This is a genomic window from Corynebacterium simulans (assembly GCF_001586215.1).
Classification (GTDB): domain Bacteria; phylum Actinomycetota; class Actinomycetes; order Mycobacteriales; family Mycobacteriaceae; genus Corynebacterium; species Corynebacterium simulans.
Genome location: NZ_CP014634.1, coordinates 2602065 through 2615880, shown reverse-complemented (window position 1 = coordinate 2615880; position 13816 = coordinate 2602065). Strand labels below are relative to the sequence as shown.

General features: G+C 55.8%; 9 protein-coding genes. 6 read left to right on the top strand and 3 right to left on the bottom strand.

The annotated features are described in order from the left end of the window. Positions 1 to 21: 21 nt before the first annotated feature. The gene (gene dhaK, locus WM42_RS12195; protein ID WP_061922926.1) at positions 22 to 1023 is read right to left on the bottom strand and encodes a dihydroxyacetone kinase subunit DhaK; all 1002 of its coding nucleotides are present in this window, start codon (positions 1021 to 1023) and stop codon (positions 22 to 24) included. Between the two features lie 225 nt (positions 1024 to 1248). Here dhaK and WM42_RS12190 point away from each other — a divergent pair, with 225 nt between their 5' ends. From WM42_RS12190 to WM42_RS12170, 5 genes are all read left to right on the top strand, one after another. Further along, complete coding sequence (locus tag WM42_RS12190) at positions 1249 to 2820, top strand: hypothetical protein (protein ID WP_062038726.1); 1572 nt, start codon at positions 1249 to 1251, stop codon at positions 2818 to 2820. Between the two features lie 82 nt (positions 2821 to 2902). Then, entirely contained in the window at positions 2903 to 7909 is a 5007-nt protein-coding gene (locus WM42_RS12185) for a DEAD/DEAH box helicase (protein ID WP_062039492.1), read from the top strand. 241 nt (positions 7910 to 8150) lie between these two features. Continuing rightward, on the top strand, positions 8151 to 8390 hold the full coding sequence (locus WM42_RS12180; protein ID WP_062038724.1) for a hypothetical protein: 240 nt from the start codon (positions 8151 to 8153) through the stop codon (positions 8388 to 8390). Then, positions 8387 to 9376: a putative toxin-antitoxin system toxin component, PIN family gene (locus WM42_RS12175; protein WP_062038721.1), complete on the top strand. Its 990-nt coding sequence runs from the start codon at positions 8387 to 8389 to the stop codon at positions 9374 to 9376. Before WM42_RS12180 ends, WM42_RS12175 begins: the two co-directional genes overlap by 4 nt. A 193-nt stretch (positions 9377 to 9569) precedes the next feature. Next, positions 9570 to 12011: a DUF262 domain-containing protein gene (locus WM42_RS12170; protein ID WP_062038717.1), complete on the top strand. Its 2442-nt coding sequence runs from the start codon at positions 9570 to 9572 to the stop codon at positions 12009 to 12011. Positions 12012 to 12053: 42 nt separating this feature from the next. Here the strand turns inward: WM42_RS12170 and WM42_RS12165 are convergent, their stop codons facing one another. Then, positions 12054 to 12386: an SDR family oxidoreductase gene (locus WM42_RS12165; RefSeq protein WP_062038714.1), complete on the bottom strand. Its 333-nt coding sequence runs from the start codon at positions 12384 to 12386 to the stop codon at positions 12054 to 12056. On the opposite strand from WM42_RS12165, the gene WM42_RS12160 reads away from it, so the two are divergent. Next, complete coding sequence (locus tag WM42_RS12160) at positions 12385 to 12744, top strand: hypothetical protein (protein WP_070588434.1); 360 nt, start codon at positions 12385 to 12387, stop codon at positions 12742 to 12744. The genes WM42_RS12165 and WM42_RS12160 overlap by 2 nt on opposite strands. Before the next feature lie 297 nt (positions 12745 to 13041). Here the strand turns inward: WM42_RS12160 and WM42_RS12155 are convergent, their stop codons facing one another. Then, complete coding sequence (locus tag WM42_RS12155) at positions 13042 to 13800, bottom strand: ATP-binding protein (protein ID WP_062038708.1); 759 nt, start codon at positions 13798 to 13800, stop codon at positions 13042 to 13044. Between the last annotated feature and the right edge of the window lie 16 nt (positions 13801 to 13816).

Here is a 13816-nt window from a genome sequence, read left to right as displayed (position 1 = left end):
AAAGTTTCAACAGAAGTCACTTTATTCTCCTTGGCGTAGTGCGGCGGTATGGCATGGTGCGTCGAACAGCTCGATGTCTTCATCGTCGGCGCGCATGACCGTGACAGAGCAGCCCGCCATGTCGAGGCTGGTGACGAAGTTACCTACGAGGGAGCGTTCAATGGTCACGCCCGCTTCTTCTAGGCGCTGAGCTACTCGGCGGTAGACCACGTAGAGCTCCGATGCCGGGGTGGCACCCATGCCATTGACGACGACGATGGTTCGCTCGCCTTCTGCCAACTTCAGGTCGGCAAGAATCGGCTCCATGAGATGATCAGTGACATCGTCCGCGGAGACCAACGGGATCTCCTTGCGGCCCGGCTCGCCGTGGATACCGACGCCGAGCTCCACCTCATCATCTGCGAGGTCAAAGGAAGGCTTGCCCACGTGCGGCACGGTGCAAGCGCTCAGTGCTGCGCCCATGGTCGCGGTGTTCTCCACGACCTTCTTCGCCACTGCCGTGACAGCAGCTAGATCATCACCGCGCTCAGCGGCTGCACCTGCCAGCTTCTCCACGAGCAGCGTGCCCGCCACACCGCGACGGCCTGCAGTGTAGGTGGAATCCTCCACCGCCACGTCATCATCCACGATTACCTGGCTGACCTCAATGTCATCGAACTCCGCCAACTCAGCCGCGGTATCGAAATTGAGGACATCGCCGGTGTAGTTCTTCACGATGTAAAGCACACCCGCACCCGCATGGACCTCGTCGGTCGCCGCCTGGATCGCATCCGGCGTCGGCGACGTAAACATCGCGCCTGGCACCGCGGCATCCAACATGCCGTGGCCCACGAAGCCTGCGTGGAGCGGCTCATGTCCCGAGCCACCACCAGAGACAATCGCAACCTTGCCCTGTTCCTTCTTCTGCGCACGCGCCACAAACAGCGGCTCAGTAAAGCGCTTGACGATGTCGCCGTGTGCCAGCGCGAAGCCCTCCACAGACTCCGCCACTACGTTCTCCGGTGAGTTGATGAGCTTTTTCATCACGTATCTCCTTGGGATGTCGAATTAACCCAATTTCACTGGTTATAACAGTGCCGAGCCTACACGCGGATCCGCATAGATGAACGCAAACTTAAGAAAATGGAGACGCCGAAAATACCCGTCTACAAATCAAAAAATATTCCCAGCTCACTACGTCGAATTTCGACATAACACTCGAGAGTACACAGCCCCGCTGCCGCGGATGCATGGATAGACTCTGGTGTCATGAATGCCTTCACGCCCGCCCTTGCGGCCTTCCTGGACAGTTCAAGCCCCATCGATCTGCTTCAGTGGGTCTCTGCGATCCTGTCCCTGGATGACGATTTCTCGCAAAAGCCTGCCGAGTTCTTTGAAGCCATGTGGGATAACCCCGCCCCAGAGACGACCGCGGTACTCTGGGCCGCCGCCCTGCTGGATGAAGATAAAGAGCGCGTAAAGCTCCATCGCGCTGAGCTCGCCCGGCGCGATGACTTACCGCAGGAACCGACCTGGCTTGCTCACCTTGAGCAAGCCAGCGTAGTCAACGTCATCGAGGCTACGCAGTACTACGGGGATGTCCATTACTACACTCTCGAGCTATCCGTCCCGCACTCTGCGCCCCTGACGGTGAATGTCTCCATTGACCTAGCAGGCGGCAATGGCTCGATTTATGACTGTTTCCTCACCGAGGCCAATGCACAGCAGGTTATGGAGATCATGTCCAAGGATGAGTCCATGGAGAGCTTCGGCCCTACGAGCCAGGAGGGCCTGGCCGATTTCCTCAGCAACGCCATCTGGCTAGATGAGATCACAGTCGACGACGGCCCTGGTGAAAGCTGGCCTACCACCCGTCCGCTGCTGCGCTGGGTGCTTTCGCTACTAGATAATGTCCCTGCTACTGTCTCCAGTCCCGGTATCATCGGCCGCCGTATTCGTCTTGAAGAAGGCGATAATTCCGAAACTGAAGAAACATTGGCCGCCTTCCTGGATGCCGTTCCGCTTAAGAAGGAGGAGGCCGATGCTACCGAGACGCTACTCAGCATCACAGCCAATTACACCATGGCCGACCTCTACCACTGGTCCCCACTACGTGTGGAAATAGCTCTGACCCTCGTAGCCCGCAAAGTCATAGCCCGTGACTCGTTCCTCCGGTGCTTCCCACGCGTCCTCACCAAGTTCGTCACCTGGACCGGCGAAGTCGCAGGACGCCCCGCCCACATCCAAAGGCAGCTCGACTCAGCACTAAAGGAAGAAGGAAAGCGCTTCCGCAGGGAACTCCAAGCACAATCCGACTTCGGTTCCTATGGCTACGGCCCAGATGCCATCGGCCTCGGCCCTGGCATGCCCGACCCCGAGACCTCCCGCTTCGACGCACAGCTCGACGATTCCCCTCTCCCCTCCGAGGACACCAAACTCAGCGCCCTAGCCCCAGACGTTATCGCTGGTGTAAAGCAATGGGACGCACTTATCACCGAGTGGTTTAACGATCACCCAGAGATCGATCCGGAACTGCTAACATCCACTCGCCGGCTCCTGAGCGCCCTAGCCCACGACAAGCCGAAGCAATTTAGCTCGACCAACGCCACAGTGGAGCGCAGCGTCGCCGCACTTCTAATCGCGGTCTCCGAGATCAACGCCGTGCCATTCGTAGTCGCCCAGATCCAACGTGACTTCGATTTACGCACCAGCCCCCGCTCGCGTGCCGATACCCTCCACAACTATCTTTACGATGCCGCCATCCACTCCGGCCGCCCCTTGAGCGGCTACCTCATCTCTCAAACACGACAGAGCATGATGAGAAATGCAGGGCTCTACTAATGGCTCAAGTCATCCACCCCGGCTGCACAACATCGCCACCATTTGGAAGTGGAGAACTCATGTGTAGTCCATAATGGACACCATGTCTGCTTTCGGTGAAGTCCTAGCCCAGCTCCGTGAAAATCAGCCTCAAGGCTCGTACGGCATTAAGTTCGAAAAGTTAATGGTCAACTACTTCCGAACCGATCCCGTCCTCCAGGAGCAGTTCTCGGAAGTCAGCCGTTGGAGCGATTGGGAGTTCAACGGCGGTAAGCAAGACACCGGCATCGACCTCGTTGCCCGGCGCGCCGATGACGACGCGTGGGTTGCCATCCAGTGCAAGTTCTACAAGCCGGATACCTATATCCAGAAGCGTCACCTTGATTCCTTCTTTGAGGCATCCGGACACTCGTTTACTACAGACAAGGGCACAGAATCCTTCGCACAGCGGATCATCATCTCCACGTCGGAGCGATGGTCAAAGAATGCTGAGGAGATGCTGGAGCACCAGCTCATCCCAACCAACCGTATCGGCACGGCAGCGATTGCAGAATCCCCTATCGACTGGGATGTGACCTTCCCGGGTTCTGAGATCGAAATTAACCTCACCCGGCGCGAGGTTTTCTCCCCGCGTCCACACCAGCAAGAAGCGATCTCGAAGGCTATCGCAGGCTTTGAAACACACGACCGTGGAAAGCTCATCATGGCATGCGGTACGGGAAAGACGTTTACCGCCCTGCGGCTGGCGGAGCGCTTCGCGGAGCTCAACGGCAACAAGGCCCGCGTCCTCTTCCTCGTTCCCTCCATCTCCTTGCTCTCGCAGACGTTAAAAGAATGGACCGCACAGAACCAGGAGCACCTGCCGCTGAAGTCCTACGCAGTCTGTTCGGATACGAAGGTCTCCAAGAAGGCTGAAGACATTGCCTCCTATGACTTGGAGGTTCCGGTCTCTACCAACGGCAAGAACATTGCCGAGCGCACCGCGCAGGGCAAGCGTCGTGCCGGTATCAACGTCATCTTCTCCACGTACCAGTCCATTGAGGCCATTCACGAGGCCCAGGAACTCGGCATGGACGCCTTCGATCTCGTCATCTGCGATGAAGCTCACCGCACCACCGGCGTCACCCTCGCCGGGGAGGATGCCTCCAACTTCGTGAAGATTCACGACGAAAAATACATCAAGGCTAGCAAGCGTCTCTACATGACCGCGACTCCCCGCCTGTTCGATGACAACATAAAGGGCAAGGCCGCTGAGCATTCCGCGGAGCTTGCCTCCATGGATGACGAGGCCATCTACGGCCCCGAGTTCTACCGCCTCGGCTTCGGCGAGGCCGTGGACAAGGGTCTACTCACCGACTACAAGGTTCTCGTCATGACCGTCGAGGAAGACATCGCCGCCGACGTCCTCGCTACCAACCCCACCAACGAAATCAATCTCACCACTGCCTCTGCCATGATCGGCGCGTGGAACGGACTCGCGAAGCGTTCGGGTGCCGAGCAAGACACCAAGTCCGGCTTTGAAGCGAACGCCCAACCCATGCGCCGCACCGTTGCCTTCGCCAAGGACATCAAGGCCTCGAAGACCATCCAAGAGACCTTCCCCACGCTCATCCGCCAGTACCAGGAGCAGCTCAAGGACCACGCCGCCACCAACGACGTCAGCCTGCTCAACATCGATCTTCAGGTCGCCGTCGAGCACGTCGATGGCACCATGAACGCCCTCGAGCGCGGCAATAAGATCTCGTGGCTTGAGTCCTCCATCCCCGAAGACGAAACCCGCATCCTTACCAACGCCCGCTGTCTCTCCGAAGGCGTGGACGTCCCCGCCCTCGATAGCGTCATCTTTTTCCACCCGCGCAATTCCATGGTCGACGTCGTCCAGTCCGTCGGCCGCGTCATGCGCAAAGCCGAGGGCAAGGACTACGGCTATATCATCCTGCCCGTCGCCATCCCGCCGGGAGTCTCCCCGTCCCAGGCGCTCAACGACAACACGCGCTTCCGCGTCGTCTGGCAGATTCTCAACGCTTTGCGCGCCCACGATGACCGCTTCAACGCGAAGGTCAACTCGATTGCGCTCAACGAGAAAGTTAAGCTGCCCATCGATGTTCAGCCCGTACCAAACTCGAAGCCAAACGACAAGCCTGCCGACGACGATCCGGCCACGGCCAAGAATAGGCTCAATGCTTCCGATACCTCCCCAACCGGCCAGTCCGAAGCTTCCAGCGAGCAGGAACTCACCGCGGAGCAGATGACTCTGTTCTCCCTCGAGGCCTGGCAGGAAGCCATGTACGTCAAGCTGGTCGACAAGGTCGGCACACGTACTTATTGGGAAGACTGGGCTGACGATGTCGCCACGATCGCCGAAGCACAAATCGCTCGCATCAAGGCACTCATCAATGCCGCGGATGACACGATCCGCAAGGAATTCGAGGTCTTCATCGAGGGCCTGCGCGGGAACCTCAACGACTCGATTACCGAGGACGAAGCGATCAGCATGCTCTCGCAGCACCTGATCACCGCCCCGGTGTTCAATGCACTGTTCACCGAGCACGACTTTGCCGCGCACAACCCGGTCGCCCGCGTCATGCAGCGCATGGTCGACGCGCTCTCGGACGCCAAGCTCGAGTCGGAGACCGAGTCTCTGACGAAGTTCTACGAGTCGGTCCGCATCCGCGCCTCCGAGGTCTCCTCCGCTTCCGGCAAGCAGCAAGTGATCAAGGACCTATACGAACGATTCTTCCGCAAAGCCTTCAAGAAACAGTCCGAGGCCCTCGGCATCGTTTACACCCCAGTTGAGATCGTCGACTTCATCCTTCGCTCCGCCGATCAAATCTCCCGCTGGCACTTCGGCAAGGGCCTTACCGACGAAGGCGTCCACATTCTCGACCCCTTCACCGGCACCGGCACGTTCATGGTTCGCCTCCTCCAGTCTGGTCTCATCGAACCCGACGACCTCGCCCGCAAGTACGCGACCGAGCTCCACGCCACTGAGATTATGTTGCTCGCCTACTACGTCGCCGCGGTCAACATCGAGACCACCTACAACGCACTCCAGGCCGAACGCGCCCAACGCAATGGCGAACCCGAGCCCGAGTACGTCCCCTTCGACGGCATCGCTCTTGCCGATACCTTCCAAATCCATGAGGAAGGCGACATCCTCGACCTCAAGGTCTTCAAGGAAAACAACGCCGCCATCCAACGGCAAATCGATGCTCCTATCAATATCATCGTCGGTAACCCGCCCTACTCCGTGGGCCAGACGAGTGCGAACGATAACAACCAAAACCTCAAGTACCCGACGCTCGACAAACGTATCGAGGAAACCTTTGCTGCAAATTCCAGCGCTCAGCTAAAGAACTCCCTCTATGATTCATACCTCCGCGCATTCCGCTGGTCGATTGACCGACTCGGTACACACGGTGTGATGGCATTTGTTTCAAACGGCGGCTGGATAGACGGCAACACCGCTGACGGAGTTCGGTTGTCTCTTGACGATGAACTCAGCGACATTTACGTGTATAACCTTCGCGGTAATGCGCGTACTGCAGGCGACGTTCGACGACAAGAAGCAGGCAATGTCTTCCGTGACGGCGGACGCACAACTATTGCGATCATCATCGCCGTCAAGCGCGAAATCCCCGACGATGTCTGTATCCACTACCGCGATATTGGCGACTACCTCAGTGCAGACGAAAAACTTGCGATTGTTGATCACTCCACGCTCGATAATGTCGATTGGCAAATTATTGAGCCCAATATTTACGGCGACTGGCTCGATCAGAGAAATGACGAATTTGAAACTTGGCCTGTTCTGGGCGACAAGAAAAACAAAACCGGGCTAAAGATTTTCAGACTGTTTTCCGCAGGCTTGAAAACAAGTCGAGATCCATGGTGTTACTCCAGCCAACAAGCAAAACTGAGGTCTCAGGTCACGAGTTCAGCAGCTTTTTATAATTCTGAAGCTGAACGACTCGGAAAACTAGTCGCTAAAGGGCAGTCCGAAGATGAGGCCCGTAAAGAGATCTGTTTTAACTCGGAGAAATTTTCGTGGGACCGAGTAAACATTCGAAACGTAGTCCGCGGCAAGAACATTACAATCGACCAAGCAGGCTTCCGGACAAGCCTCTATCGCCCCTTTTTCAAGCAGCATTCATATTTTGATCCAACTCAGCAATTGAACAACTGCACCTACCAGCTGCCGCAGCTGTTCCCCACGCCAGCCCATGACAATTTGGGTTTCTACCAAGTAGGGGCAGGATCAGCAGTACCGTTTGGAGTAATCGCCACAAATTTGCTGCCCAATCTTCACGTGACTGGAGCTGGCTCAGGCGGCCAATTCTTCCCCCGCTGGACCTGGGAGCACATCAAGGCGCCGGAAGGTGAGCTGGACTTTGGGATGGGGGCATCGGAAGGCTCGGAGCCTGGTACGGAAGGAGAAATCCTCGACGGGTACCAGCGCGTGGACAACATCACGGACGAGATTCTTAGGATTTACCGCCAGGCGCTGGGCTCGGATGTGACGAAAGACGACATCTTCTACTTCGTGTACGGGCAGCTGCATGACCCCGAGTACCGAGAGAAGTACGCCGCGGATCTGAAGAAGATGCTGCCACATATCGAAACGCCGACGTCGCGGGCGCGGTTCGACCAGCTGGCTGACGCCGGCCGGGAGCTCATGGATCTGCATGTGAACTACGAGGACGTGGAGCCGTGGCCGGTCACGGTGGAGGTGAAGGCATCGGCAGACGAGTCCGACCGCGAGACGTGGCGCGTGCAGAAGATGAAGTGGGCGAAGAGGAAGGACTCGGAGACGGGTAAGAACGTCAACGATGTAACGACGTTGGTCTACAACAAGTCCGTGACCGTGCGCGACATCCCGGCCGAAGCGGACGAGTACATGCTCGGCTCGCGGTCTGCGCTGGCGTGGATTATTGACCGGTACCAAGTGAAGAAGGACAAGGCATCGGGAATCGTCAACGACCCCAACGACTGGGCTGACGAGGTGGGAAATCCGCGGTACATCGTGGACCTCATCGCGAAGGTTACGCGCGTGGCGGTGAAGACTGTACGAATCGTCGAAGGAATCAGAGAGGTTGGCGAAAATAAGTAGCTCTGGGGGACATGCCATCGATTAAACCGGGGTCGAGCCTGCGCCTCAGTACAGCGCGGGCGCTTCCTCTTTTTAGTCTCTGAAAGAATCATTTCAAGGCCACCAATTCTGCTCGGCGAGACAGAGTATGTCTCGCACATGCAGGTGACAGGCCGAGGCTAGCTGTATGTCGTAATGTCAGGTAATATAAGTTCCAACTTTTGCCTCAGACTTTCGCCGATAAGGAAAGGTGGACAGAGCCATGAATCGCAAAGACGCAGCACGTAAGCGTCTTCTTGAAAGCGCTCAAGAGTCTGCCGCCTCTGTCGAAGTACTTAGCGACAACGAACTTGCTACAGCAGCCTACCGTCAGCTTCTCCGCACAATCGATGCTCAATCTGAGCCCCTTGATCCCGGTGCTGCGGAAGCGTTTGCTCATGAAGAAATCGCCACTATGCGAATGGAAAAGAGGACCCGTACCGCCTTGGGAGCAGGTAAGTGACCGAAGAGCTTCAACAGATAGCAGCACACAGAAAGTTGCGTCTGGTTGTTGATACTAACCTCTTTATATCGTCTTTGCTGTCACCTCGCGGCTCCGTGCGCGCGCTGATTGAAGCATGTTTTGCAGGAAAATTTGAGCTGCTCTACTGCGAACGCCTTCTCCAGGAGATTGAAGACGTTATTTCTAGAGCAAAATTTCGGAAGCACTTCACTGTAGAAGAAGGCCTATCCCTTATCGATGCCATCGTCCTTGTCGGGACAGAGGTTCCGGACCGCGAGGAGCAAAAACTACCGCGAATCTGCGATGACCCCGATGACAACTTCCTTTTCGCTCTCTACGAAGACGGTAACGGAGACCTCCTTGTTAGCGGCGACAAAGATGTCCGCAAAGCCGCAGTCAGCGCACTTTGGGTTACCAGCGCCGATGGCAAAATGGCAGCCACTCTCCTAGAGAATAGGAAGGCTTGGGGATCCGAACTTCTCAGAGGTGATAGTGAGAGCGGATGGGAGGCTATCGAAGCAGCGGGAAATCGGGCTATTTTCAACGCCGTTAATTTCCTATTCGAGGTAATAGAGGGCATTAAGTCCAAAAAATTTGACCGTGAACTACTCGCCCAAGCCGTTGTCCCCGGCACCGCAACTGCGTGGCTTGATGACTTCGAATCAGCTCAGTCATTGTTAACGAACCGCGCATTCGGTACTCACCCGATTATCATCTCGCCCGAGATTGTTGCCATCAAACTGGTGCCTGATCTTGGAGATTCCTACGTCGCGCTGCGGCCGACTGCACCGATCGAAAACGCCGTTTTCCTCACACTTGAGCGTTGCCCAGACCTTCTCGATAACAAAGGGAACGACGCTCTCGGCCTTGATGGTTGGAGAGCACACAGCATAGGGCCACGATTCTTACAGCCCAATGAAGTCCGGCCTCCAACGGATGCAGTACGCAAGAAGGCAGTTCAGTCGCTACGCGGTTCGCGAAACTAAGCAAGCCCCAGAAAACAGATCACCATAATTTTCGACCCCTTTGGAGTCTTTCACGCGCACACCTTTCGTTAGTTTTTATGCAGAGTTCTCTCTTCAGTTCCTAATCAGCCTTTCGGCTGCAGGCAGGCGTTGCGCCCTATATCGTTGAAAGGATTGATTCACGTGCACCATTAGCGAGGGGAGCCGCAGCCGCATGAAGGGCGAAGTCAAACAGGCATATACCATTTTCGACAGCGTCGAGAAAGAACTCATTATCCCTGTTTATCAACGCAATTACGACTGGTCAAAGAAGCAATGTGAGCGACTATTCGACGACCTGGAAACTCTGATTACGGAGAACAGAGAACGTCACTTCTTCGGCTCGATCGTTGGCAACCCCGAGACATCGTTCAAGTGGGTCGTTATTGATGGCCAACAGCGCCTCACCACGCTGAGTCTCTATATCCTCGCGCTCACTCACCTGTTGGATACCGGTGTCGTAACCTCCAAAGACCCCGAACTCGCACGGCGGTTGCGTACTAGCTATCTCATGAAAAACAGCTCGACCAACGAACCAAAATTCAAGCTCAAACCTGTAAAGAACGACGCGACCGCTTACAAGCGTTTGTTCGGCGATGAGTCGATGTTCATCGAGGACAGCAACCTCACGGCAAATTACCGGTACTTCCTCGAGCGAATGAACAAGACCAAGCTCACCGGCGATCAACTGTGGAACGCCATCGAGCGACTTGACCTCATGATTCTCGATCTAGAGTCGCACGATGATCCACAACGCATCTTCGAATCTCTCAACTCGACAGGCCTTGCGTTGAGCGAAGGCGACAAGATTCGCAATCTCATACTCATGGGCTGCGAGCACCAGTTACAGACGACGCTGTACGAGAACTACTGGAATCCGATGGAGAAGAATATTTGGTACCTCACGGACTGGTTCATCCGCTGGTACCTAACAATCAAATTGTCGCGGACTCCCAAGCGCAACGAGGTCTATGACGAGTTCAAGGCATACTTCAAAAAGCAAAGTTCCGATGTCCAGACGGTACTCGCCGACATGTACGAGTATTCCCAGTTCATGCGCGAGATCTGTGGATCCGACACGAAGAATGCCGCGCTGGACGCACAGCTCGAACGATTTAATTTCATCCGCGGCGATGTTCTGCTTCCGCTTCTCTTGCCGTTGTATCGCGACGTCAAGCTTGGCAAGCTTTCAAGAAACGAATTTTCGCGCATCATTCGACTACTGGAGATCCATATCTTCCGCCGTACGGTCGCTTCTGTTCCGACGAACTCGCTCAACAAGGTCTACGAGACCATGTACAACGACATGCGGAAGATTCGTGGAGAGAAAGATACGGCGTACGACGTGCTCACCTATCTGCTCCGACGCCGCGACGGATCGTCCGGACGCATTCCCAGCGACGAAGAATTTAGCGCTGAGTTCCGCACCCGCAATATGTACAACATTCACAAAAATGTGCGCGCTTATCTTTTCGATGTTCTCGAAAACGGGGATTCCAACGATACGAAGGACATCGCAACCGCGCTCGAGAACGGCAATATCAGTGTCGAGCACATTATGCCGCAGACGCTCAATGCGCAGTGGAAAGAAGAACTCGGAGAGGACTTTCAGGAGATCCATCAAACGTGGGTAAACCGCATTGGAAACCTCACTGTCACTGGTTACAACTCCGCGTACTCCAACTCCAATTTCATTACCAAGCGTGACCGTGAGAAAGGCTTCCGAGAAACCGGTTATCGCCTCAATGACGATGTAAAGACGAAGGACAAATGGGACCGGGCAGCTATGGAGCAGCGTACCGACGCACTTTTGCGCCGCGCTCTCAACTACTGGTACCTCCCCAATTCCGACTTTATCCCCAAGCGCGAAGTGCTCCCTACTGAGCCGATGGGCGACGATGCGAACTTCACTGGGCGCTCGATCAGCGCCTTCGAATGGGAAGGCATCAAGATCCCTGTCAAAACCTGGGCCGAGTTCGTCCACATGCTGCTTAAGTTGATGGCCGAACGCTACCGCACGGAACTGATAAACTTCGTCGAACAAGCATCAGGAACTCTCGTGCTTACTAAGTCCGGCTACGCGTACTCGAGCCGAGTGCGTGAAGTTGATGCAGGTCTGGGCGTCGTCCTGTCTACATCGACCGATCAGAAAATTTCCTTCCTCCGTAGACTCTTCGATCATCTTCAACTAGATACCAACGAGGTCATCCTCACGCTGAGGAAGACAGCAGGCGAATCACAACGCAACGAGGAAGAAGCCGAATCGAAATACTCTGCACTCACCGTGTTCAAGAGCATGGCGGACGATTTTGGTTCCCAGAACATCACTCCAGAAGACACGCAGCAATTCGAGAATCAATTTGCTGAAGCGTTGGAGAAGTTCCGTCCAGATGAACCTGCCACTGTACTGGGAACGAAACCGCTTTCAGAGCTTGAGACAGCTGAGGGAATTGCAGCTGCCAGCGCCGCGGAGATTATTGCGGCTATCTGTCTAACCTACGACAAGCCGCCGGTGTATTTCCCCAACGCAATGTTCCACGCCATTGCAAACGGACACATGTCAATGTGGCTTGCGCGACTTGAAGACATTGATGCTGCCGTGGACGAGAACCACTAAAGCATAAGACACCACGTTCGTTGGGAACATCGAATCTTCCGATTAATCACGGCGCCCTTCACCTCGGGCGCCGACGGCGGAGTGGGCGACAGTGCGGGCGGCATCGGCAAGCGCGATGAGTTTGATAAGCCAATCTTCGACCTTGACGGTGTCGTCTTCCTCGCTCGGGGAGGCGGGGTTGAGGACGAACTCCATCCGCTGCGCGGAGTTGACGACCGAGGTGGGAAGAGCGGTCTCACGCACGAGCTTATCCTGCGCCGCCTTCGCCGCGTAGTACGGGAACTTCGTATTCTCGGGCTTGTCGAGGTTAGTGATGGACAGGAAGACGAGATGGCCCACGCCGGTGTGCGGGCACGCGTCACTAATGCGGCGCATGACGGTCGCCTCAGCGCTCCTCGTTCCCGTAATCGCGATGGCGACTTATGCAACCAGCTTCAGCAGCATCGATAACAGGGCCTGGCTCAGCTTTGCGTTCCTAGCGTTGTACTTTTCGGGCACCGTCCCGCTCGTGAAATCCATGGTGCGTGAGCGCAAGACGCCAGGTTTCACGCAGTTCTCCATCCTCTTCCACGCCGCCTGCGCCATCGCTTTTGCCGCAATAGTCGTAGCGCTGCTAACCAAAGAGTTTCTCAACATCTTTACCGCTACAGGGTTTAGTGCCTTCGGCCATCACATAATCTGGCAGGCAGCACTAATGGAACTAACTCTCATTGTGATGGTTACTTTGTGGTGAGCGCCGCGGTCACACTATTGAGGCGCGGGGCCTACTGCATCGACAATGAGCGCAATATCATCCTCGGAGTAGTCGGCATGAGCTGTAAGTCTTAGCAATGCCTGTCCGAGCGGTACCGACGGATAGCGGATCGGAGAAACAATTACTCCCCTTTCAGCCGCCTGTGCCGCACACTCCATAGCTGCGTCCTCAGTGTCAGATGCGAGTTTTTGGTACCGGTGTTCTGGTGACTCGGTACTGTCGTGTTCCGGGTAGTTGGTACCGGGCCGAGGGGTGCGTCGGCCCGGCCCGTCTGTATTAGTCGTCTGGGGTGGTGGGGGCGGTGGCTTTGCGCATGTCGAAGTCTCCGATATGGATTCGGTGGCCGTTGTTGAGGCGGCTTACGAGTGAATCGGCTCCGACTCTGTCTGGCAGTGTTTCAACCCAATAGGCGGCAGCTGATTGGGAGGAGATAAGTGTAGGCAGCCTTCCGTCGCGGTCGAATATGATCTTGGTTAGGTCTTCTTGCCCGCGCTGGTTGATGCTGATGGTCATAAAGTCGTCGATGATAAGGACATCGACGTTGATCAGTTTGCGCATCTTATCGAGGTAGTTTTGGTCAGTCGGTGAGAAGACCGCCAGCATGTCTACAAGTTGATCCAGCCGGTAGTACGCCACCGAGTATCCAGCCTTGCATGCGGCGATGCCGATGGCGCAGGCAATGTAGGTCTTGCCTGTTCCCGTCGGGGCGAGGATGTGAATGTTGGTCGGGTTTTCCCGCCAGTTAGTGGCTGCGATTCGTTTCAACTGGCGCATGTTGATACCGCGTTGTTCTGCCCGGGTGATTTCAGCCAGGCTTGCATCCGGGTATCGGAATTTAGCCTGGGTGATGGCCTTGGCAATGTTGCGCTGTTGGCGTTGTGTATAGGCTTCTTCGACTGCAGCGAGGAAAATGTCTTCTGGTAGCGCATCCGCATAGGCCTCGTCGTTGACAACCTCGTAGAAGATGTCAGCGAAGGTCGATACGCGAAGCTTGCGCATTTTTGCCCGCACAATCTCGTCGTCGATGCTGCTCATGATTTTTCACACTCCT

Bases quoted from the DNA above. Each gene is read 5' to 3' on its own strand.
- WM42_RS12160 (WP_070588434.1), top strand. From the start codon at position 12,385: ATGACGGTCGCCTCAGCGCTCCTCGTTCCCGTAATCGCGATGGCGACT.
- WM42_RS12170 (WP_062038717.1), top strand. From the start codon at position 9,570: ATGAAGGGCGAAGTCAAACAGGCATATACCATTTTCGACAGCGTCGAG.
- WM42_RS12190 (WP_062038726.1), top strand. From the start codon at position 1,249: ATGAATGCCTTCACGCCCGCCCTTGCGGCCTTCCTGGACAGTTCAAGC.
- WM42_RS12180 (WP_062038724.1), top strand. From the start codon at position 8,151: ATGAATCGCAAAGACGCAGCACGTAAGCGTCTTCTTGAAAGCGCTCAA.
- WM42_RS12165 (WP_062038714.1), bottom strand. From the start codon at position 12,386: ATGCGCCGCATTAGTGACGCGTGCCCGCACACCGGCGTGGGCCATCTC.
- dhaK (WP_061922926.1), bottom strand. From the start codon at position 1,023: ATGAAAAAGCTCATCAACTCACCGGAGAACGTAGTGGCGGAGTCTGTG.
- WM42_RS12185 (WP_062039492.1), top strand. From the start codon at position 2,903: ATGTCTGCTTTCGGTGAAGTCCTAGCCCAGCTCCGTGAAAATCAGCCT.
- WM42_RS12155 (WP_062038708.1), bottom strand. From the start codon at position 13,800: ATGAGCAGCATCGACGACGAGATTGTGCGGGCAAAAATGCGCAAGCTT.